Raw genomic sequence first — 23371 nt, 5'->3', positions numbered from 1 at the left:
CAAAGTATAAACCCTCAGGATTACAAAATTTATAATTTCTACTCATTTTGATTGTTTTATTCCTCTGAATAAAAATAGAGAAAAATCTTTCATAAACACAAAACGCTCAATTATATTGAGCGTTTTTGTATTTAATAGAAGACTCGCACCTAGCATTCTTGTGTATATTTATCCGTACCACACGAAAGGATTCGTGCGGTAGCGGGGGGTTGATATTTTTTCTAGTGAAGAAAATGCAGATGGTTATTTGAGACCAATATTGTTACCTGCCTATCTTCCATATCTATATGTATATGTGTCAGATGAAGGTATTCGAAGTGTGTCGTCTGATTCTGATGCTGACTTTGTAACAAAATTATCCTATAAATGGACTAAAATTGATTTGCAATCTAAATTTATTCAGATTTCAGAACTTAATAGAAACATTGAAATAATAGGAGGTAATATAAGTATAGAGGGTGTTAAAAACGGTGTTTTCGGCTTCGATGTTTCGGGAGAATTTCCAGATGGTTTTAATGTCTCGATAAGAAATAACAGATCAGATTATCTTACAATAATACATAATGCACAAGCGGAGCTACCGATTAAGTTGTACACTTTTGAAGATTATTATTTACGCCCTGGTGAGTCAATTTCTTTGAAATTTGAGAAAGCATCTAAATGTTTTTCCGTCGTTGGTGGTTTAGATATTCGTTTGTCATATAAAAATGTAGATGAAATCTTAGGCTCCGACTCTCTTACCCTTTTCATCGATTCCTCAGCCGGTGATTTTTTAGATGCTGATAATTTGAATACGACTTTCGTCCCTACGGTAATGCGCTATTTCAAAGATTATACAAATGATGTTGTGAGTTGGCAATGGTTCCGTGAATCGGGTACTACCCAAGAAGACCAGGATGCAGACCAAATCTGGTCAATGGATAAAAACTATCCAATTTTAGAATTAACCCCGGAAGATTTCACCCAAAACATTCATTCCGGTAGTGTGACTTTTATGTGTCAAGCCGTTAAACACTTACAAAAACACAAAAATATTAGCCGGTTCTGTACGTCAAAACTACGACACCAATAATTTATTTTTCGAACCCGATAGGCGAATCGACCCTTTGGTTCTATTGGTTGAATGTGGTATTAATGACCCACATAATTACAAAAACGGATTAGTAAATGCTGATTTAACCAATGTTGTTTGGAAGATTTCCTCAGCTGGTATTTTTACTGATATATTGGATAGCAATAGAGAGTTTCAAATTGGAAAAGGTATTGATAAAGGGCAGTTAAAAATATTTCGGAACATATCGGATTTGGAAAGCGTAACAGTAACATTCACTGCAAAGTATCTAGAACCCATCAGTAAACGAATTGTGAACTTTCAAGAGAGCTTTGTGCTTATTACCAACCCTATTGCCACGGCTCCTACTTTACTTGACACAAGCGCTCCTTATGGCTATAATTTATACCCGACGATCAACAATCAAGGATTGGTTTGTCAAGCAGATTTATTTCGAGGACCTGAAAAACTAGCCGCTGCTTATTATTGGTCGAAAAACAACGTTGAGATTACAGACTCAAACGGATACTTAAACAGTAAAACGGATAAACTCTTTGTCCTCTCATCTGCTATCACAAAGCAAGGTGACGTCATTAAAGTAGAAGTTGCTGATTGTTCTGCACATCTTAACCAATTACAGGATGATTGGGTGGAGGCTCAGCCAGAAGTTGTTGATTGGAGAGGGTTATATGAAAATAATCCAGAAAACTTACAGAACAATTCACTTTTTCAAGATGGTAGTTTTACCGATTGGGTAGGTTCTTACGGTATCCAAAAAGTGAATGGAATTGTCTATGAAAAAGAAATTACGATCGTCGCTGCAGCTGCTAGATTAGAAAAAAGTATAAACGGGCTGAAAATTGGTGAGCAATATACCATATCATTTTTTTTAAAAAATGAGTTTGATGTAATCTTTAAGGGTCATGGCGGTGCTACTGCTTTAGAAAAACGTACAGTTTTAACATCCGAGTTCAACTTCGTAAATTATACTTTTAAAGCAGCTGCAACTCGAGTTATTTTAAGATGGTACGTAGGCTCTCCTGCTGCTGCATTAAATAAAAAATGTTACCTACATCATGTTAAAGTTCAAGAAGGAGAAATTGCTTCCACTTGGTCTCCTTCAAAATTAGACCTTCAAACTTTAATTAGTCAAAAGAAAATAGAAGCAAAAACAACAGTGAAACTGCCATTAAATTATCGTCCGACTGTCAAACCAACGGCTCTTTTTAAAGGCGATTATTTACTTATGAAGAAATATCCAATATATGAACCGCAGTTGATTGGTCCAAACACAATAAACCCGGATTTGGCAGAAATAGAATATGAAATAGTTTTAAATACTTCAGATGGTATTCTTCAAAATGCAGAAGCTCATTTTTCTGTAGGTTGGTTAAAACAAACCAATGGAGCCTTTTTATACAAAGGATTTAAAGTAAAAATACCCATATCGAAACTCTTGGAGCTTAATTCACTAAACAAAGAACTCGACTTTGAAGTTTTCGAAGATTTAACTCAAAAACCATAGAATATGATGTGTGTAATAATGAATGAAAAATCGGCGGTTGATTTGGGAATAATCCCAGAGAACCACCCTTACCAAAATCACGAAGGAATTGTAATCTTCAAGCGTGATCTATTGACCATTTGGGAGCAAAATACCGGTAACAAAACCGACGAATATACAGAAATATCAACGCCAATGGCATTAAAAACAATCGACTCATGGAATTAGTAAGAGGTAAAAGAACCATCTCTTTGAGTAAAAAAGGAGATAGCTTAACAACAGGATTGATTGCAGATAAACCACTCGTTGCAAAGTATCAAGATGGTGTTGTAATTGGAAGCTGGGTAACACCCGCAAATAACCGTACAGTTTATGCGCAGGTATTAACAAGCTTGAGTAATACTCCTGTATCAACAACTGGACTGACAGCTGTTAAATGGAAATTCAATGGCTTAGAAATCGCCGATTCCGACACTCGATTTGAAAAAACAACTTATAGTATAGGTTCTACGGTAGTACCCGCTTTAAAAATCAAAGCAGACATCATGTCTGCCCTACTTACAACAAGCTCGATTGAATTTACAGCTAGTGCTTATACCGGAGGTTACACAACAGCGGTCAATGCAGCGATATCAGTAAGTAAAGAAAATGTTAGTGCGAACACCTATACAGCTTATATTATCGACCAAAATGGGCGTGGTGCGGCAATTACTGCTTTATACCCCACGGTTACCTTAGAAGCCATCTTGGAAAAGGGAGGGATTCCACAAACCACGGGAATTACGTATCAATGGTTTAAAACAACATTAGACCCGGCCTTAGATTTAGCCAACGATCCTGTAGCAGATAATCGAATGCTACTAACTGGGAAAACGCAAAAAACAATTACGTTAACGGCAGATGACATCGCCACTTATGACACGTATTCTGTCGATATCTTTGAAAATGCTTTAAAAGTTAAAACCGCAATAATATCGGTTCGTGATGAGACCGATACTCTAGAATTACTGTATGGCGTTCAAGGTAGTGAAGATGATTTGGAAGTAGCTGGACAAGTTAAATATATTCCAAAAGTAGTATTACGGGGAACCACAACAATTGCAAGTGGAAATTGGACTTTTGCTTATCAAAAAATCAAGATTGACGGTACCTTGCTTGGGCCTAAAGGAACGGGAGCAACTTATACTGTAACTGGAGCTCAAGTTTCAGATGCAGGTGGAGAAATAGCACTTCTTTTTGAAGCAACAGAAGTATAAAATACGAATAAAATGGTAAGAGGAACAAGAAGTATTCGGTTAAGACAAGTCCCTAAATTCATCAAAATACAAAGTACGGGTAATCAGTTTCAGGGCGCAAGCCCTGCAACTATAACCTTATTGGCAACTCATCTTGGTATTGTAGCAAACACTTATCAGTGGTTTAGAGGAACGACGTTAGTAGGAACTAATCAAAGCTTTATTATCGCAAACAATCAAGTTAGTCAGATAGAAACCTTTAAAGTTATTGTTACGGCTACTGATGGAATTGTATATGAGGAATCTATCTCCATTACAAAAGTATTATCCGGTTCTCAAGGTCGCCCGGGAGCCATACCCATTCAACGAGAATGGAGAACTGGAGAAACTCACAGAAACAATGTAGATGTCATCGATTATATCTACCATCGGGCTACGACCTCTTGGTGGAGATTAAAAGATGGGAATGATAATGTTGTTGCTCAGATAAATCCGACTAATCAATATGTACAACTCAATTCGCTAGAGCAACTAGCTGTGCAACTTATTGTTGCGGAGGAGGCCAATCTTGCGGGTTTTATATTTAAGGAAAATCGACTGGTTTCCCAAAATCCAAGCCCAACAAATCCCAATTTAGTTTTAGATGGTATTAATGGCAAAATCAATGCAAAAGCAGGTACCATTGGGGAGTTTGAGATTAACACAGGATTAGAATATGAAAATCTAACACCCCCCTCTACAGAGACTCAAAACATAGCACTTTTAAAGCTCTTTAAATTTAACAAGGAGGGATTTGTTATTCGAGATCGAAATATCTATTCGGGTGTTTGGTGTAAGGAAATAGGTGGGATAGATTACTGTATTCAGGGCACTAATCATATTGTAGATTTTCAGGTCAGTACAGGTGATTCTTCACATTATTTACGGGTAAAAGGTGAAGGAGTTTATTCCGGACAAAACTTCAAAGGAGCACTATGGGTTACATCGCCTTCATCTCAAATGCCAGCAATTTTTATAGATAAAGGAAAAATAAGGATTGAGAATGGAGGAATCGATTTACTTAAAGGTTATTTAAAAATAGGTAACGGAGGAATCTCTGTTAACGGTAACGATGGTGTTACGGGTTCTTTTTTAGTAGGAGACCGACAGATTTCTGTCAATAATGGAATAATTGTAGGATTATAAATAACACGAAAAAATGATTATAGACTTTCTAAATAAAAATTATGAATCCATAGTTTCTCAATTCACGGTGGTTTTTGTGACTTGGATTATTGTAATACTGGCTATAGGAATTGATCTGTATTTTGGTATAAAAAAATCAAAAAAGTTAGGTGTTTTTAAAACACACAGCTTCGGATTAAGACGAACATCCGAAAAAACAGTACAGTATCTTGGCTTCATGTTTTTTATGTTATTTGGCGATTTCTTGAATCCTATTTGGGCATATTTCAACCTGTTCCAATTGCCTTTATTAAGCATTTTTGGAGCTATAGTTCTAGTATATACAGAATGGAAATCGGTTAAAGAAAATGCAGATGAAAAGTTTAGAATCGCAATTAAAAACAACCCCTCGGAAATCATTCAATTTATCCGCGAGAATAAAGATTTAATCGAGGAATTAAAAAACAAAAAAGAATAATGGCACAAGAGATGAGTTTTCCGTCAGCAGGGCATCATGAAAAAGATTCTGGGGCGGTTGGAAGTGGGTCTACAGAATTCATTAATATGAATTTACTTAGAAACAAAATGACTGAAATATTAAAGGCTAGAGGTCAAAAGTTCGAAACTGATTTGAACCATGAGACTAACTCAATTTATCAAGGTAGAATTAAACCGGTAAAAGGAGATGTTATAATGGATTTGCACCAAGATGCTGGACCTGAAAGCGCAACTGGTATTACAATAGTTGTTAGTGATAATGCAGGACCCGACAGCCTTAATATGGCTAAAGAGACTTTAGATGGGCTAGCACGCATTACTAGACTTAAATCTAGAGGAGTTATAAAAGCCTCAATGACTCCTAGAAAAACAATCGGTATTCTGAACAAGGCTGGTACAGCCATATTGGTCGAATTAGGGTTTATTACTAATAAAAACGATATGATAGTGTTTTACGACAAAATAGATGAAATAGCCTGCTTCCTTTGCGATATGCTTTACAAGTACGATAAAAACAAGTAAAATGAAAAGACTAATTATACCTATCATCTTGATATCGTTCTTAGTTTCTTGTGGAGCTAAAAAAGTTCATAAAGAAGAAACGGTTTCTAAACTCAAAGAAAAGGAAGTTGTTTTCAAGACGGAAGAAATTAAAATATGTGCCAATAATGACATAGTTGAAAATATGTATTATTTATCACATAATTTTCAAGCCGACTCTATTGTTGTCACTAAGGGGGGGACGAAATATTATAATCCACGTAGTAAAAAAGAAGAATTATCTCAAGAGAAAAAGCAGAATAAACAGTATTTTTCTTCAGGTGTAAAAGCAGAAATGTTGGATTTAGAGAAGGAATTCTATAAATCATCAAAAACTAAAGATGTTGTAAAAGAGCAAGTCAATTACTTTAAGATGATTTTTCAGTTCTGGCCACTTTTACTGTTCGTAGTTGTAGTAATTATAATAAAATATAAATCAAGTATTCTGGGCTTTATAAAAAAGTCCTCCAGCAAATAAAAATCCTTTAAAACTTAAAATCGAAGTCAAATCATTAAAGTCATTTAAAAGAAATATGAAAATATTTTAAATTGCTTTAATGTAGAAAACATCTAAATAAAGGTTAGTATCTCGCTAACTGTGTATGTTGGCAAAGATATTCTATTTGATTGTGCCAAATATCTTGACACTCTACCGAAAAAAGGTCAAAAAAAACACTATTGATATATTATTAAAAAATAAGATCGTTTTTTAACAAATACTTAGACCTCTACTTTAGTTAGAAGACAAAGAGAAGGCTCCTTATAAGTGTCTTTATTAAAATCAACTATTTTACAATATTTAACCCAAAAAAATAAAATTACATCAAAACTAAGAATACAAAATAATTAGATTATTATTTAATTAGCTATCTTTGATTACGAAATTAGATATTCAAAATATGAAATTACAAAGACTCCAAATAATAAACCTCCATGGGTATATCAATAAAGACATTACTTTCTTTAAAGACATAACAATGTTAGTAGGGATTAATGGCGCAGGAAAAACTAGTGTTTTAAATATTATAAACTGGTTATTAACACCTTCAATATCCAATTTATGTATTACAAAATTTAATGAAATAATTTTAGATTTTACTGCTGATAATCATAAATATACTATTAATTGTACTAAAGATGAAACAGAACTAACCTACCTTTTATCTCAAGATAATCATATATTTAATCCTCTTAAAATAAAACTATTACCTCAAAAATTAATTAATTTAAACTTAAATAATGACTTTATATATCGTCATTACAATGGTATGACTCCTGATGAGAATGAAATTCAAACTTGGTCTGAAATATCAAAAATCGCAAAACCTATCATAGTCGGACTAGATAGATATCTATATACTGAAGTTAATAATAATGTATATATTGAAGATTCTCACATTAAGCATAACAAAGATTCTAATAACATGGTTAGTGATAAAACTCCTTTACATAAAGTAAAAGAGTTAATAAATCGAGAATATAGAATTAGTAAAAACCGTATACTTCGTTTAACCGATATACTTAAAAATCAAATTATGCTATCAGCCTTTGATGCACCAATTGATGAGAGTAATCTGATAAATGCAAATATGTTCCTTATAAATTTAGACGATATACGAAAAACAAAAGAAAGAACATACCAATACTTTAAGAAGTTCGAAAAAAAACATTTTACTGATAATCATTCTGAAATTGTGAATTCTTACTTTTCAAAACTGGAGAAAGTTGTTGAAAAATACAATGATAATCCTGATAATGAATTGGCTAAGCTCTTTTATCAATTAAATGCTAATCAATTTAAAAAAATATCTACACTTCTAGGTGAATTTGAAAAATTTGAAATAAAAGCAATTTCAAGCTTAAGAAAAATAAACACTTTTGTCGAAGTCATTAATCATTTTTTTCATGACTCTAACAAGCAACTTCTTTTCAAAGAAGATACCTCTGAGATATTTTTTAATACACTATCAAATGATAAAAAAATTCTAACCAAACTTAATGACATTAAATTTTTATCATCAGGAGAAGAACAAATTATAATTCTATTAGGCTATATATGCTTTACAGAAAAGAAGGGAAGTGTTTTTATAATTGACGAACCAGAATTATCTCTGCATATTCACTGGCAAGATACTTTTATCAGCCAACTTGAAAAGGTAATGGGAGATGATAAGCAGATTATTCTAGCAACGCACTCTCCTATTTTAGCAAATAACAAACGTGATAACGCAATCACAATACATCCTTTTTAATTGAAATGCAACAAAATTCAGATTTCTTCCCTAGTTATACTGATTCATACCTAAATGGGATGGATTTAGTCTATGATGGATTTAATAAAATAGATTTTTTTATTGAAGACACAAATAAAGAAAGATATTACTTTAATATCTTTAAGAATCTTTTTCCAGATATTCAACTTAATAAAATATTTCCTCTTAATGGAAAAGACAAAGTCATTGAACAATGTCGTTTAAGTAAAAACAATAAGAAAAAAATATACATTATTGACAAAGATTTTGATGATTTATTAAATAAAAAGGAGCAATATGACAATTTATTTTATCTCAACAGATATAGCATAGAGAACTTACTAATAAGTAAAAAAGCACTTTATGAAATTATTATTGAAGATTACCCTAAATTGGATGAAGAAAATATCAATAATAAATTCAATTATGATGATCTATTATCTAATTTAATTTGTTTAAACAAACTAAGTCGTTTCTTCATAATGATAAACGATAAAAAACTTGGTGTAACATATCGTTCTTTAAATAGTAATAAAGATTTATCTTTACTGAAAACTTTCTCTTACAAATCAGACATAATATTTTCATTCTATAAAGAGGTTAAATCAAAATTTATAGAAAAATATCCTACAGATAATTTTTTTATATCTCTAAATGAGTACTCTATATATTTTACTACAAAAGATGATTGTTTAACCCACATTCCGGGTAAATATTTATTAGAAGTTATACAAACTTTTTTAAAACAACAAAAACTAATCAATCAATGTACTTATGATAGCTTTTGTTATAGGTTAACAAAAAACATTGATGAATCAAATTTTTCAGAATTAAAAAACAGTATAACATTTTTTAGTGAAATTGACACTATCTCTTAAAGTGTCTAAGGTCATAAAATAAAGCGAAGTTTCATTTGACTGTTTAGTGTTCTAGCTTATGTACAAAAAAAGCAAAAAAAATACCACGAGATAAAAAACAAAAAAAGCACTAGTAAATTTAGTGCTTTTTTAAGTTTTAGTACAGTGTCAACTAGTCATTGCTCTAAATCTATGTTGCCTGCGGTTTTTATATTGTTTTTTAAATTTTCAATTGACATGTTACCAATATCTCGGTGAAGCATTCTATGACAATTTGAGCAAACTAATGCTAAATCCTTCAACTCCGTTTTTTGCTTGGTTTCGTAAGTGGATAGCTGAACAGTATGATGACATTCAATAAATCCTTTTCCAAGTTTTCCATACGTTTTGTAAAAGTCAAATTCACAAACTTCACATTCTAGTTTCCCTGTGTCTCTTAAGGCTTTTACTTTTTTAGATTCTGTTAGCTTCTTATCACGCTCTCTCGACTTATGAAGTTTATAAATTATCTCACCTTCATATCCCTCTTTCACATAATCATCTAGCTCTTCTTCTATTTCATATAACTTATTGGCAATTTCTTCATTATTTATAGATTCAAAAATTAGTGATGAAATTCGCTTTAATTCAGGTAATTTGTCTGCAAATTCAAAAAAGGTTTTTTTATCTAATTGAGAATAGCTACTTAGTCCTTTACTTGGATTATTTGGATCGATTGCAGTGAAATTACTCAATTTCATTGCAACTCCATTAGGATTCCTAAAATCTATTTTTCTAAGTTCACTAGAATAACTTGGAAGTTTATTTAGCATTTTAGAAAGTTCAATAATTTGAGAATTAGAACTGATAAATTTACTTGATTCTAATTCAAAATACATGTTAAGAGTTAGTATAATTTCATCTCTAGTCCATTTAGGGTTCTTCACGGTGTTTGTTTTAAAATTGCATGTAACGGTTGTGAGTTTTGTCCTACTATTGCAAAACCCATATTAGCTATTAGGTTTTTTAAATTTTAATTAAATTGTTTTCTCGATATATACTTTCCAAAATGTATCAATTTTCTCCTTTAGTTCAGCTAGATTATTTATCGAGTAGTCAATGTTTTTTGATGGAGAAATCTTATTCCCATCCCAACCAGTTTCCAATTCTTGTTTTCTTCCCATTTCAGTAAGTTTAAAACAATATTGTTTCAAACCATCAGCAACACGATTAATTTCAGAAGCAATTTCGCTAAGATAATCTTGTGAATAGCTTCTTAATGCCAATGGATTTTCAATTGATAATTCATAGTCTGGCAATACTCTGTTTAAAAAAAGTTCCAATCTATTGATTATGTCGTAACCAGCCATTGTCTTTTTTCCTTCTATTATATCGCGAATAGACGTGTCTGAAACCCCGCTTTTTCTACTAAACTCTTTAGACTCTCTATAACCCACTATTTTGGATAACCCGTCTTTAATTCTTGCTGTTTTATTTTTTCTGTCGTCCTGAATTGCAAAATAAATCCTATTTATTTCTTCAGTAGTTGGATTTGAATACATATAAGTATCCCATTTTTCAAGCGGAATACCAACTCTATATGCCAAAAGTTGTCGTTCATTAATTTGTTTCTTTATGCCAACCCAACGAGTCTTAATTTGTTTGTCTGTGAGTTCTTCCATTATCAAATCTTCATTTATTTTATTCTTGTAATTAAGTCTTGTTTTATGGAGCTATTAAGCTTGCCGATAACAATGTTTCTTCACGAAACTCTTCCTGTTTATTACGTAAAAAGCATATCAAGCTCCCCACTATATTTCATGATTTAAAAATACTATTTAATTGTTAATCTACAAATTAACTAATAATAAAACTAATTAATCATGAATAGCGAAACTATAATGAAAATTTCTATTATAGAATACGAAATCAACATTACATCAATAAAACTATTCAATATTATTGTTCATAGACAACCTTTTTTAGAGATACAGAGGCTGAAAATTCAAAACTAAATTCGCATTATTTAATGCAGATTTAATGCAGAACAAACCACAAATAAACAAGTAAATCAAATATTTACAACTACTTATAAATAAAATTAAAATATCTCATAATCAGGTGGTCCCTGGTTCGAGCCCAGGTGGGACCACATAAGGTTTGAAAGCTTCACAGTAATGTGGAGCTTTTTTTTGTTTATATAATTTGCTGTCAAATATTTACGATAACGTAAGAATCAAAATAAGATTAACACCAAAACGGGGATCAACGGATCAATCCTAAATGTTGTGTTTACACAAAAATATTGACCAATCTATACAAGAAGGATTCTATATGCGGTTCGTAATAAAAACGGTTTTTATTTTTTATATAATGGGAAAGGGACAGACGCTTTCTAAAATTATCTAGAACACATAAAGAGTAAATCCACAGTACCAAGTAACTACTCAGCAAACATCACAAGTAATCACCTATTAATTAATTCACTCATAATACTTTGCACTCAATTTCTTACTCGATAACTTCATTTTAAATTATCGATATGTAAGTTTAGAAATTTCTATTTGAGATTCCAGAATTTGAAGACCATTCTTGGTCATGGCTAATGCTATTTCTACGGGTTGAATTTTACTTTTAGGTCCTATTACTATACTTGAAATCATATCAAAATCAAAAGGCAATACAAAATGCCACCCTAATTGGTTACCTCTTTTGTGATAATTAAATCTTAGTTTAGTATTTCCTTCTGAAAAATAAATTAATCGCCATTCTTCTTCCTCTTTAAATCCTTCGGGCTTGAAAGTAGGCAATATCTTATGAGTCCATTGTTTTATTTTACTAGAATCCACAAAGAACTCCACTAGATTTGTATTTAAAATATTTCTCTGGTCAACTAAACTATAGGCAATTGGTTGAAAAGAAAGACCTTCTGTTTTATCTACCCATTCCCGAAGCTTTTTTACTGTTATTCCGATAGCGAGTCCCTGACCATCATCAGCATAACCACGCCACTGACTAAGTTTATCTTTCGCTAATGAAAAACAAGAAACGTATGGGTTTTTACTTTCTTCAATCGCTTTCTTAAGCTCTTGCTGGACGAGTCTTGACGTTTCGCGAATTCCTTGTATTAATTGAAGTTTCTTTTCCTCAAGAGAAATATTGTCAAAGAATAAATCTACCTTACCTTCTACTACGCTTATGTCACTGCCTGAAATTAATGAGCATGACTGAATTTCATTAGAAACATAGGTACTAAATTCTTCCTCGGTTGCATTTTCCACAAATTCACATCGCTCAATAAAGATTTCACTTAATCTTTTTACGGAATATTTAATTTCTTCTGAATCATTTGACTCAAGTGGGTTTGTCAGCCAAAAGCTTTTATTTTCAATAATACTTAAAAAAACAGAAAATGAACAATAATGATACAAAACGGTATCTTCATCCATAAAAGGTTGTATTTTGATTTCATTTGCAAATGAAAAAACTTCCACAGGAGTGTCTAATTTAAATTTGAAGTGCTTAGCAGCTTCTTCAGACAAAAAATATTTTTGCTGTTCATTGTCAAAGTACAATAAGGTTTGTTTATTTTCCACGAGTAATTATTTACAATTCAAATGACAAGTTATATCTAATTTTTTAAATTTAATTTTCAATAAAAATTAATCAAAAATTAATTCTTTTTCTTGAAAATTTCGGTAATTACCCCCCCCTATTAACGAACAGCTTTCCGGTATAAACAATACGGACAAGTCAGGAGAAAATAATGCTAAATTTCGGTTTCCAGAAGTAAAATTCAGACCCTCCAGGTTTTTGAAAAAATCTCATCCCTAACATTCCCATATCAACAGCCGATTATTCTATGACACTTCCGATTCTTAAAAACTAATGACTTAGTATTTTTTCAAAAGATAGCTCTAAGTTATTCCGATTATCACCATGATTGAATACCTAAAACAAACTTATATTAACGCAGAACAGCTCGGGATCCACCCTTTTTTTATCCTTTTAATCTATAGCATTATCCTAAGCTTTAGGGCAGCGCAAAAGCTTAAATTTCGCTAAAGTATTTCGGTATCACTACATCCTAAACCTCTCCTTTTCTCTCCTTTTCATTTTGAAAACTCAATGAGGGATAGGTTTCCAAAATTTCTTGTTTTAGGTTTAGAATTTCAGCCAGTACATTGTTGTCTTCTTGATTTACCAAAACGCTTTTGATGCGTTCCATCAAACTATCTTTATGGACTTCGTTTTTAAGATTTCGAGCCATTAAATTGCTGATCACTTCCAAGTCATGCAATACTTCGGCCAACAACAAGCTATAGATGATTGAAAATTGATGTTCTTCACTTTCATCTTCCACTTCGCTGATTTTATCGGGATAAAAGCCTAAAAACGCTTTTTTCTTACCGTTTCCGCTTACTTCAAAAAATGCAGTAAACGAATTGACATCCATATTGTGAACAAACTTATTTCTGATTTGGTATAACATCGAAATCTTATCTTTGAGTCCTAGCGGCAAATACTTTAAATCGGACAATAAGGAAGTTTTGGCGTGAAAACTCAAAACATTAGCCGTAGTCTGAAAAGAATTGCTGTTTTCAATATCGTCAATTTCAAAAACATTACTTAAAAGCAGGGTTACTATCCGTTCTAATATAACACTGTCTTCTATAATTTGCCCCCTAAGCGTTTGTGTCCTTAACTCCATCTATGTTGTTGTTTATTTCAAATATAACTAAATTTAAAAAACAAATAAACGAACTCATTTCGTTTATTTGTAAATAATATTAAAACATAAACGAAAATAAATCCTATTTTACAACAAATAGCTTACTGAGATTAAAAAAATTATCAAAAATTAATCTTAAAATTCGACAAAACAATTATTTCTATGTATTTTCGGTCGGTCAAAAAAAGTTCCAATATTGGAGTTTTTTAATCTCTGTATTTTCTATCGATACAGGTTACTTCACAACATACACAAAAGTTTGCTATTATTTATGAAATTTGCTTATCTCCTTTTTTTTACGTGCTGTTATACCTTGGTCTGTGCTCAACAACCAACCCTAATAGATACACTCAGTCCCGTGCAGAAAAGTATTTTAAAAGCCGATTATAATAAACGAAAAACAGTCTTCTTTGCTCAATTGAATGAGTCTCTAAATAAAAAACAAAGCAAAGAAATCAAGTCTGTATTTGAAGAAAGCTATAAAGAAATTCAACAAAAGATTGATCAAAATAAAATTTTATACGGCACACCCTTTAACGACTATCTAAACACACTCGCTAAAACAATACAGCAAGAAAATCCAGAAATTCCCAAAAACCTATCCCTCTTGGTTTCTATTGAAAGCCAAACCAATGCTCACAATCGAGGTGAAGGCACTATTGTCATTTACAATTATCTACTAAATGCCTTAGACAACGAAGATCAATTGGTGTATATACTCTGTCACGAAATGGCTCATCAAACCCTAGATCATGTACTAAAATCGGTAACAAAATATGTCCAATCCAACAACTCGGAGGAATTAATAGCCAAAACTAAAAAATTAAAAAAACAGAAATACAGTAGGAAAACAAGTGCAGAAAATTTGCTAAAAGAAATCATTTATAACAACTCCGCTGAAAGTAGAAAAAGAGAAACTCAAGCAGACTCACTGGGTTATATTTTTTATTCCCGACTCAACCGAAATCCACATCAAGTTACTAGATCACTAGAGAAATTAAGAGATTCCGATATAGAATCCGATTCTTTAACCCCACAAGACTACACCAAAATACTGGAATCCTTTCAGGTACAAATCAAAGACAAATGGTTTAAAATGGAAAGGTTTGACCAATATCATTATCAAAAAAACACCCGATTCAATACCGATTCCCTACGCAGCCATCCCAATATTGATGTTAGAATTGAACAGCTAATATCACTTGCACCTGAAATCAAAGGATACGAACAAGTCGCTACATTAAAAACCAGCTCGTCAGAGGAATTTATACTATGGCAACAAAGCGCTATTTATCAAAACATTCAAAACGAATACATTTTAAAAAACTACGGCAATAGCTTGTATGAAGCACTAAAACTTTATAATAGAAAACCCAACGACCAAGTCAAAAACTGGATTGGCTTAAATCTCCAAAAAATCTATGAAGCCAAACAAACGTACAAACTCAACAAATTTGTCAGTCAAGTCAATGTAGCAAAATACACCCACAGTTATAACTTATTTAGCAGTTTCATTTTCAATCTTAGTTTATCAGACTTAGAAAGCATTTATAAATCTATTTAATCCCAAATTACTTTTACAAAAACATTATGAAAAAAACACTTTCACTTTTAATACTCCTATTGAGTTCAGCAATATACAGTCAGGTAGTTGAACTACAGAAATTGTCTACGGGAGAACTCATCGAAAGTCAGCCGTTATTCAACAAAGAAGAAGACGATATTTACGGTTACTTCTTTATTTTTAAAAAAGATAAAATCGCCAAAAAAGAGTTTTTGTATGAATATGTACTTTTAGATAAAAACTTAAACAAAGTACTATCTGGGGATTTTACTGAAAAACTTGGCGCATATGGAAAGCTCATCGACGTTAGTTGTATTTATCGCGACGGTTATATTTCCTTTAAAATAGACGAACGTTTTGTTTCTATTGGAGCTATTGTCCGCACTAAATACAGACTATTAGACATCCGCGAAAATTCACTCTCGGATTCATTTGTCTTAACTGAAAGTTTAGAAAAAGACTATACCGAAGAATCAAAGTCAATTAAAAAAAGTACGGTTTTCACTTTTAGACCGAATTCATTTGGATATCATTTGAACACCCCACTAGAAAACAATGGCGACTCCGGCCTTCACAACATCAACCAAATGGGCTATGCAACTGCACCGTCTAGAGCTAAGGGAATTCAATTTTTCAATGCACAGCTAAATCCCTTATGGTCCTACTCATACAACGCCTCTGGAGAAAAAAAGCAATATGAAGCGGTTTCCTTTTTAAACAATACCAACCATTCGGATGTTCTCATCGGCAGACGCTACTTTCACGGATCAAAAAATGAGGATTTACTAAAAAAAGGACAGCTGTTCAACTCTTTTCTGTTTTTCGACAAAGAAACGGGTAAACTTATCAGTGAAATTGCTCCTTACGGATTAAAAAAAGCAGCAGGAATACAAGCCAAAGATATATCTACCATTGATGTTTATCTAAATTCCAATGAAAAAGTTAGCTTTTTGGACCGTATCATGAGCGAAGACACCAAAACCTTCCTCTTAGATGAAAAGAAAATTATTGGATTTTCCAAATCGGAATACGAGATTGCTACAGGAAAGGAGTTAAATAGAAATTTCTTTAAATGGACCCAATTAGCGCCACATCTATCCATAAACGAACACGGTTACATCAATGAAAAAGGAGAACCTAACAGTTATTTATTTCTTCACGATGCCCGTTTAAAATCTAATGGCAATCTCGTGTTTGTTACAGAACAGTACAAAACCTTATCAGGCAATGCATTTATGAACGGTATGGAAGGAGTGAAAATATTCGACATGATTCTTTTTGAGGTAGATAAAAACATGAACTTGCTCCAGTATAAACGCATCGATAAAGGTACAAAAAGCGTACGAAATGGTGTAAAAATGCAAGGTACTATAGCTAATTACTTTAGTGTTTTTGATTATTCTGGCTACCAAGACCTAGGTGACGACAACTTTTTATTCTTCTATTTCAACAAACAGAAACCAGAGAGCGGCGGTAAAAAACAATGGGTTTTGGGAATCGTATCAAATATCGACGGAAGTTTTACAGAACAAAAAATTAATTTAAAGTCTAAAGACGGTAGCGAACTATCTATACAACCCGCTAAAAAAGGCTATATCATGATAGTTGAAAACATCGGAAAAACATCGGAAATTCGCTTGGAAAAAATAAATTAAAACCACCATTTCATCACTTCAATGAAATATTATCTTACTATACAACAATCTATTTATATGGGCTATCTTTTTGAGGTAGCCCATATCTTTTTAAACCCTTTTACTGTAAAATCCAATTAAAAACCTTTATTTAAGCAAGAATTTCAGCTATAGCCAAAACCAACACAGCTGTTTTTTACGATCAACACGGTTTTGACCACTACCTTAGTTAGTTTTACCAAAACCATACATCCCCTCACTTTAGGGTCATTTTATTTAATAATTAGACTTTGGTCCATTTGAACCCAAAGTCTTTTTTAAGTCATTTATGACTTCTTGCAATTGATGTGCATCTTCCGTTCTGACAAACTCCCCATTTTTGTAATAATACAATTCCGGAAAACTTTTTCCTATTTCAATATTTCCAGGCTTGCCTTTGTACATTTGTTTAATTTCATTAATGATTTTTTGCTCATTGCTAAACCTGAGCCAATGCTCATCAAGCAGGCCTAATTTTTCGTATAATTTACCCTTTTTGTAATTCTCAATACGAATCATCGGATCACCAAATAATGCCACAAACTGAAAGTCTTTGTTGGCTGGATCACTTGCTATTTTGTTAGCCTCTTTTGAAAACTGAACGCAGGGCCCACAATTGACAGAGGTAATCATATAAATCGTGTTTCCCTTGGTAAAATCAGCTATATTAACTTTCTTCTCATCAATAGTATTATAGACCACCAAATCTGGGGTTAAAAGCTTTTCAAGTCCCAAACTATCTACCATCGTAATATCACCATAAATTCCTACCATATCGGCATTAATTCGATACTGTACACTATCGTGCTTATCTCCCGTTCCTTTTTCTAGTAATTCATAATCCATTTCATACAAATTCCCTTTTTCATCAAATTCCATGATTTCGATAAATTGATTAAATTCTTTCTCTGTCAAATTCTTTTTAAGCATCGGAATACGGAGATCCAAATAATCTTTTTTCTCTTGCAAAGCATCTTTACAGCCGGTAAGCATAATGGAACTCGATAATAGTAAAAATACAAAATGATTTATTTTCATAGTAGCTATAAATAAAATTAGTTAATTATACACAAAATACCAAAGATATGTTCGCTTTTAGACGGTTTCTCTAGTTAATTTTCAAATATATCTTTTTATATATAATAAAACAAGAGAGAAACTATAAGAAATAAAAAACAGTAGAATCCGACTGTTGCTGACCTCTAAAAAATCCTTTCATCTTATGTTACTTACCTTTTCTAAAGCATCCAAAAAAATCCGAATCGTTCCCCACCACAACATCACCTCAAAGGATGGGTGTTGTGCTATATCTCGCTGTATTTCTTGGTGATTGGCAGTAGAAAATTGCTTGGTAAACGCGTCGTAATACCAGCCTCCAACAGCAAAGCGAACAAGTTGACCTAATTGTAGCGATAAATCGGACAAGGGAATGGATGCTTCGATATAATGAATCATCTTGATATCGATTTGATCCTTAGTAAAATCCAAACTATCGGTATCGAGCAATTGTTGTACACTCAACAATAATGATTGTAATACCCCCAACAAACAAGCCTGTTGCACTTCTTGAGTATGGGTGTACGCTATTTCAATTTTACCAGATAATAAGTGCTTTAAATCGTACTGATGCAACAGTTTAGGGAATTGTTCAAACAAATCCGATACAACGGGATTATCGATGTTTTTGAGCAGCAAAAAAAGGTTGTTTTGCAATTGATTATTATCTGCAAAAACGAGTTCAAATACCCGTTTTGCTCGAGTGACCGTTTTGACTAAACTCCTATTGCTTTTGTTTTTTCCGTCATCGTCCATATCATAAAGTTTTAGTTTTACAAAAATGAAAAAGCCCGATCGGATATATTATACCAAAAAGGATGAATTATACGAATTTTCATTGAACATCAAGACACTAACAACTAAAAAAACGCTTAATCAAAAAACCCTCACTGCAATCATCTTCCTATAAAAATAAAAAAATTTATGTTATAATCAACCCTCGAGCTCCTTTTTTACATCGGAATTAAATCGCTAACTCGCACTATGCCGCAACGGATATATTATTCATAAAAAGGGATAATTTATCGGATATTTTTTTAACTTTACCCCTATAATTGTCAACCGATGGCTCTATCTTTGAGCCTTTGATTAATCAATACACTGTTATGGAACACAAAATACATCAAGGAAGAAACGTTAAGCGCTTTAGAGAAATGCTCGGGATTAAGCAAGAAATTCTCGCCTTCGACTTGGGCGACGATTGGAACCAAAAGAAAATTTCCCTACTCGAGCAAAAAGAAGTGATCGAAGTACCGATGTTACAACAAATCGCTGCCGTTTTAAAAATCCCCGTAGAAGCGTTTCAAAACTTTGATGAAGAACAGGCGATTTACAATATATCGTGTAATTTTTCTGACAATGCTGTGAACAATAATGGTTTTAATGTACAAAACATCAATCCCGTTGAAAAAATCATTGCCTTACACGATCAGAAAATTGCTTTATACGAGCGTATGTTACAAGAAAAAGACGAGATGATGGCACGGTTGGAGAAATTACTCGAAAGCAAATAAGTCTTTACAACAAGTAACCATCACAATACAACAAAAAGCTAAGCTCGGAATCAATCCGCGCTTAGTTTTTTGCCCTTTAAGATTCTTTAAACTATTAAAAATCTGACACTATCCATCGAAATCGTTATTTAGTGAGCTTTTTTTCAGCTTGTTTACCGACTCAATAAAAATCAGCAATAACACCACTACAATCCCAACACAGAGCGAGCATTTTATTAACCGCCGCATAGCAAACCAATCACACACCCCACCACTTCGGCACGAATACCGAACCGCAATGCATAATATGTTTTCATTAAAGGTTTATAATTCACTTAGAGCACCTGACTGAACGACATCGAACTCCCAAAAACACATAGCGCTCCTAAACACCAAATGCACCTTTCTTATTTCTGAGTTATCATTAGCAGTTACCTTGATTAGGTAATTATCATCTTCTTTATGCAGTAGCTGAATCCAATCTTTTTCATAAGTAAATCCGACTTTGATTTTTTCGATTTCATCATAAAAATGCTGATTGTCGATTGCACTTAAAACAAAATACTTATTGGGCAATCTCACCCATACCGAATCGGCCTTCGCCTGTAAAAAAACATGCTCTGCTTTTGGTAAATCGCGATAATGACATTCATTGAGTATATCATCATTAGTTTTTTTATCACAACTTGTCACAAAAAGCAAATAAATCATTAATGTTAAAAAGTAAAATAAGTTTTTCATATACCAAAATTTGATTAAATTTAAACATAAATCAAAAATACAATTTTTATGAAAAAACTACTATTTATTTTTGCTTTTGTCATATTTTTTTCATGTGACAAAAACAACATGGATGTTTTTGAACATCTAAACGAAGAAATGACGGTCAATGTGGATTTATCAGACGATGAAAGAGCAGTTATACATGCACTGAAATTTGGTGATACAACCTCGGAAAATGCTATTGAATTAGTACGTAAATTTGCAAAGCAATCAGATAATTATTACAGCGATGATGTTTCTCTAAAAGTTACCAGCACAATCGAAGAGACTGCTTCAGGGGAGCAATTTAAATACTACAAAATAGGACTTGGAAAGTCAGGTTACGCCGTGGTATCTGCCAATAAATTTTATCCAGAAGTAATATCTTTTATACCACACGGAGATTTACAGGATACTTTATTTAATATAGGATTGAAACATATGCACCTACTTTCTACAGGATTTGCAAAACAAGCTATTTATTACCGAAAGCAAAACGAACAAATACTGAAGAAATCAGCCCTAACCAAAATCAGCGAGCAATTAAATTTATCCCTTAGTGAAACAGAGCGCAAACTACCGCTTATAACAATCAACCAAAATCCGAAAAGTATATACCGAGAACAAGATACCGGCTATGGCCCGTATATAGTTCAATATCCCTACAGTGAAGCGGTTAGACCACTCGTAACTACAAAATGGGGACAAGGCTATCCATATAACGGAAAATACCCTTTAGCAACCTGCTTACAAAACAATAGTGATGCTAGAGGCCGATATTATGCAGGATGCGTAGTTACTGCATTTGCACAAGCCGTAGTTTATAGCACCCCCTCACACATTAGTAATTCAAGATACAATTTTGCCACACTAAAAAACGCGAGAGACGCCTCTAGCTCCTCTGAAGCTTCCAACATGGCCATGGAATTGTTTGCAGACATCCGTTCTAAATTAAAGCTTAACTACAGTTGCACAGGAACAGGAACCAGTCAAAAAAATGCAGCAAACCAATTGCATTGGTTTAACATGAGAGCAGATAGCCAAACTAACTTTAGTTTTAACACCATTAAAAGATCCCTCAGCTACGGAAGAGTTGTATGGATACAAGCTACCGACTCTCATACCAATATCGGTCATTCCTGGCTTATCGATGGTTATTGGATTCCAAACAATGCCTTCACGCGTTATGTTTGGTGTAATTTTGGCTGGAATGGCTACCACGATGGCTACTTTGCTGTTTCAACTGAAGATGCAAGAAATCAACAAATCCATACCGAAGATAGATTAAACATGGATTATTCTAAGAATATAAAATTAAATGCGCACGTGCGCTATCTATAAAACAGCAATATTACTATTTACAGAAAGCCTAACAGCTTTCTGTAAATAGTAATATTGTAAAAATTAAATTTTAATAAGAATATCTTTCATCAGTTGCAAAATAGCAAACCAAGCGATTTAATTTAAAACACGAATTCTCCCAGCTATAACCTCGATTACAGCTTTATATTTAATAATTTCAGTTTTTAAAATTCAAAAAACCAACTCTGTTTGTTTAATTTTGTGTTTTATTCGTCCTAACCTATTTCAGGAGTTTTTTTGCTGTGTTAAAATTAAATTTTTATCAAATTATTTTGTGTATAAAAAAAAATATTTTAATTTTATTCTAAGAAAAAAAACAAACTCCAAAACGTTTAAATAAACGGGTGTAGGTCAAAGTCACTTCTACAAATAAACTTTTACAATCTCAAAGACTTCACCTTGTTTTCCTTTTGGGAAAAGGCATTAATGACTCACTAGATTTAATAATTAACTTTAATTAGCAAAATTATGAACAAGGAGTCTATCAATTCTGAAGAAAATCAGAGTTTCAGAGTAGAAGGTTCGGATACGGCCTATTTTAATTTGATTTTATGGGGATCTTTACTGTGCCTTTTTTATGTACTGCACTATTTCGCGAAAACCCTCACTCCACTGGAAACCCTTCGTCCTTTTTTATTTTTTATCTTTCCAATAGGATCCGCCTTGACTATTATTTATGGTCTCAAAAAACTAAAAAAAACCTCAGAATTACTAGACAACACCCGCATGTTGATTTATTGCTGGGCCGGGATTGGTGTTTGCCTCTCTATATGGTCAATCAATAACGAAATTTACAATACTGATATCCACCTGACCTGTAGCACGCTTTTGATCGGTTTTGCAGGCTTAGTCACTGGAGCAACCATTAAATGTATGAAAGCAATAGTCGGTGGCTTACTTTGTATACTGCTCTCCACTTTTATTCCTTCATTAGTTAGCTGCTTTCAATATAATGTCGCAGCCGTTGGTATTGGAGTTAGTTGTTGGATACCCAGTTTACTTTGGTACTCCAAATATTTTAAAGCTGGGAAAAAAACAAATTCAAAAAAGCCTATATAAATAACTGCGGATTCAAAGGATAATTAAACAGATAGCTCAGTAGCTAAATTCTTCGTGCGGTAGCGGAGAGATCTCGAACACCAGCGAGGCTCAAACAAAATTTTGCGTTCAAAGTTCGATTGTGCTAATAACCTATTCTCTTCATTTTGTCTTGAGCCCGAGGCGGGCATCCATCTATCGAAGCAAAAAGTCAAGACACTATAAAAAATTCCTAAAATCACTTGACTCCGCCTAAAAGATTTTAACTCCCTGCGGTCAGACACAAAATCTTTTTTCAGCTGCGTTGCAGCGATTTCTTAACGGATTTTTTATAAGGTCGAAAAGATGCTGCAAAATTCAAAAGTATTGTACGCAGTGAAAACGATAGTTATCGAGAGAGTAAAACCATCCATTGCTGTAGTTAAAAGATTGGTCGATGAATTAGGCACTACCGTAGGATACTTACTTGGAGAAACCGCTCAAATTAACATCCTCAAAAATCCCCCGCTGCCGCACGAATCCTTTCGTGTGGCAAATAGAATTCTACAATACATAACACAAAAATACTTTGATTTCAGGATATCTGGCGTTTATATAGCTATTAACTATAA

Annotated in this window: 22 protein-coding genes and 1 pseudogene; 16 read left to right on the top strand and 7 right to left on the bottom strand. The window is 32.9% G+C overall.

Annotated elements, in window-relative coordinates:
- The first annotated feature begins 247 nt into the window (after positions 1 to 247).
- The 10 genes from KO524_RS14785 to KO524_RS14740 all read left to right on the top strand — a co-directional run bounded on the left by KO524_RS14785 (position 248) and on the right by KO524_RS14740 (position 9122).
- Positions 248 to 1072 carry a hypothetical protein gene (locus KO524_RS14785; protein ID WP_219295005.1) on the top strand — a complete coding sequence of 275 codons (825 nt, stop codon included), beginning with the start codon at positions 248 to 250 and terminating at the stop codon, positions 1070 to 1072.
- 34 nt (positions 1073 to 1106) lie between these two features.
- Positions 1107 to 2576 (top strand): hypothetical protein, encoded by a 1470-nt coding sequence (locus KO524_RS14780; RefSeq protein ID WP_219295004.1) that lies wholly within the window; start codon positions 1107 to 1109, stop codon positions 2574 to 2576.
- A 3-nt stretch (positions 2577 to 2579) separates the two neighbouring features.
- Complete coding sequence (locus KO524_RS14775; protein WP_219295003.1) at positions 2580 to 2783, top strand: hypothetical protein; 204 nt, start codon at positions 2580 to 2582, stop codon at positions 2781 to 2783.
- On the top strand, positions 2774 to 3811 hold the full coding sequence (locus KO524_RS14770) for a hypothetical protein (RefSeq protein ID WP_219295002.1): 1038 nt from the start codon (positions 2774 to 2776) through the stop codon (positions 3809 to 3811). Before KO524_RS14775 ends, KO524_RS14770 begins: the two co-directional genes overlap by 10 nt.
- A 12-nt stretch (positions 3812 to 3823) precedes the next feature.
- Positions 3824 to 4975, top strand: a complete 1152-nt coding sequence (locus tag KO524_RS14765) for a hypothetical protein (protein ID WP_219295001.1) — start codon at positions 3824 to 3826, stop codon at positions 4973 to 4975.
- A 13-nt stretch (positions 4976 to 4988) separates the two neighbouring features.
- On the top strand, positions 4989 to 5432 hold the full coding sequence (locus tag KO524_RS14760; RefSeq protein WP_219295000.1) for a holin: 444 nt from the start codon (positions 4989 to 4991) through the stop codon (positions 5430 to 5432).
- Complete coding sequence (locus tag KO524_RS14755) at positions 5432 to 5974, top strand: N-acetylmuramoyl-L-alanine amidase (RefSeq protein ID WP_219294999.1); 543 nt, start codon at positions 5432 to 5434, stop codon at positions 5972 to 5974. Before KO524_RS14760 ends, KO524_RS14755 begins: the two co-directional genes overlap by 1 nt.
- Position 5975: 1 nt before the next feature.
- Positions 5976 to 6470 carry a hypothetical protein gene (locus KO524_RS14750; protein ID WP_219294998.1) on the top strand — a complete coding sequence of 165 codons (495 nt, stop codon included), beginning with the start codon at positions 5976 to 5978 and terminating at the stop codon, positions 6468 to 6470.
- A 394-nt stretch (positions 6471 to 6864) separates the two neighbouring features.
- Complete coding sequence (locus KO524_RS14745) at positions 6865 to 8244, top strand: AAA family ATPase (protein ID WP_219294997.1); 1380 nt, start codon at positions 6865 to 6867, stop codon at positions 8242 to 8244.
- Between the two features lie 59 nt (positions 8245 to 8303).
- The gene (locus tag KO524_RS14740; protein WP_219294996.1) at positions 8304 to 9122 is read left to right on the top strand and encodes a DUF4435 domain-containing protein; all 819 of its coding nucleotides are present in this window, start codon (positions 8304 to 8306) and stop codon (positions 9120 to 9122) included.
- Between the two features lie 155 nt (positions 9123 to 9277).
- On the opposite strand, the gene KO524_RS14735 is transcribed toward KO524_RS14740, so the two are convergent.
- The 4 genes from KO524_RS14735 to KO524_RS14720 form a co-directional block, all read right to left on the bottom strand.
- A complete protein-coding gene (locus KO524_RS14735) occupies positions 9278 to 10027 on the bottom strand; it encodes an HNH endonuclease (RefSeq protein ID WP_219294995.1) in 750 nt (249 codons plus the stop codon).
- 90 nt (positions 10028 to 10117) lie between these two features.
- Positions 10118 to 10762: a hypothetical protein gene (locus KO524_RS14730; protein ID WP_219294994.1), complete on the bottom strand. Its 645-nt coding sequence runs from the start codon at positions 10760 to 10762 to the stop codon at positions 10118 to 10120.
- A gap of 852 nt (positions 10763 to 11614) precedes the next feature.
- Complete coding sequence (locus KO524_RS14725; RefSeq protein WP_219294993.1) at positions 11615 to 12676, bottom strand: DUF2971 domain-containing protein; 1062 nt, start codon at positions 12674 to 12676, stop codon at positions 11615 to 11617.
- Positions 12677 to 13167: 491 nt separating this feature from the next.
- Positions 13168 to 13791, bottom strand: coding sequence for a hypothetical protein (locus KO524_RS14720; RefSeq protein WP_219294992.1), 624 nt, complete (start codon positions 13789 to 13791; stop codon positions 13168 to 13170).
- Between the two features lie 379 nt (positions 13792 to 14170).
- Between KO524_RS14720 and KO524_RS14715 the strand changes: the two genes are divergently transcribed.
- Together KO524_RS14715 and KO524_RS14710 are read left to right on the top strand one after the other, a co-directional pair.
- Positions 14171 to 15376, top strand: a complete 1206-nt coding sequence (locus tag KO524_RS14715) for a M48 family metalloprotease (protein WP_219294991.1) — start codon at positions 14171 to 14173, stop codon at positions 15374 to 15376.
- 26 nt (positions 15377 to 15402) lie between these two features.
- A complete protein-coding gene (locus KO524_RS14710) occupies positions 15403 to 17031 on the top strand; it encodes a DUF6770 family protein (RefSeq protein ID WP_219294990.1) in 1629 nt (542 codons plus the stop codon).
- A 255-nt stretch (positions 17032 to 17286) separates the two neighbouring features.
- Here KO524_RS14710 and KO524_RS14705 read toward each other — a convergent pair whose 3' ends face one another.
- Together KO524_RS14705 and KO524_RS14700 are read right to left on the bottom strand one after the other, a co-directional pair.
- Positions 17287 to 18087 carry a hypothetical protein gene (locus KO524_RS14705; RefSeq protein ID WP_219294989.1) on the bottom strand — a complete coding sequence of 267 codons (801 nt, stop codon included), beginning with the start codon at positions 18085 to 18087 and terminating at the stop codon, positions 17287 to 17289.
- Positions 18088 to 18264: 177 nt separating this feature from the next.
- Positions 18265 to 18861, bottom strand: coding sequence for a hypothetical protein (locus tag KO524_RS14700; protein WP_219294988.1), 597 nt, complete (start codon positions 18859 to 18861; stop codon positions 18265 to 18267).
- Between the two features lie 350 nt (positions 18862 to 19211).
- Here KO524_RS14700 and KO524_RS14695 point away from each other — a divergent pair, with 350 nt between their 5' ends.
- Positions 19212 to 19619 carry a helix-turn-helix domain-containing protein gene (locus tag KO524_RS14695; protein WP_219294987.1) on the top strand — a complete coding sequence of 136 codons (408 nt, stop codon included), beginning with the start codon at positions 19212 to 19214 and terminating at the stop codon, positions 19617 to 19619.
- A 303-nt stretch (positions 19620 to 19922) separates the two neighbouring features.
- On the opposite strand, the gene KO524_RS14690 is transcribed toward KO524_RS14695, so the two are convergent.
- Complete coding sequence (locus KO524_RS14690) at positions 19923 to 20339, bottom strand: hypothetical protein (RefSeq protein ID WP_219294986.1); 417 nt, start codon at positions 20337 to 20339, stop codon at positions 19923 to 19925.
- A gap of 48 nt (positions 20340 to 20387) precedes the next feature.
- Here KO524_RS14690 and KO524_RS14685 point away from each other — a divergent pair, with 48 nt between their 5' ends.
- From KO524_RS14685 to KO524_RS14675, 3 genes and pseudogenes are all read left to right on the top strand, one after another.
- On the top strand, positions 20388 to 21701 hold the full coding sequence (locus KO524_RS14685; protein ID WP_219294985.1) for a C10 family peptidase: 1314 nt from the start codon (positions 20388 to 20390) through the stop codon (positions 21699 to 21701).
- 489 nt (positions 21702 to 22190) lie between these two features.
- Complete coding sequence (locus tag KO524_RS14680) at positions 22191 to 22781, top strand: hypothetical protein (protein WP_219294984.1); 591 nt, start codon at positions 22191 to 22193, stop codon at positions 22779 to 22781.
- Between the two features lie 354 nt (positions 22782 to 23135).
- A pseudogene (locus KO524_RS14675) lies at positions 23136 to 23371 on the top strand (hypothetical protein); the annotation flags it as partial.

It is taken from the genome of Flavobacterium sp. NKUCC04_CG (assembly GCF_019345525.1).
GTDB lineage: Bacteria > Bacteroidota > Bacteroidia > Flavobacteriales > Flavobacteriaceae > Flavobacterium.
This window is presented reverse-complemented; position numbering and strand designations above follow the sequence as displayed.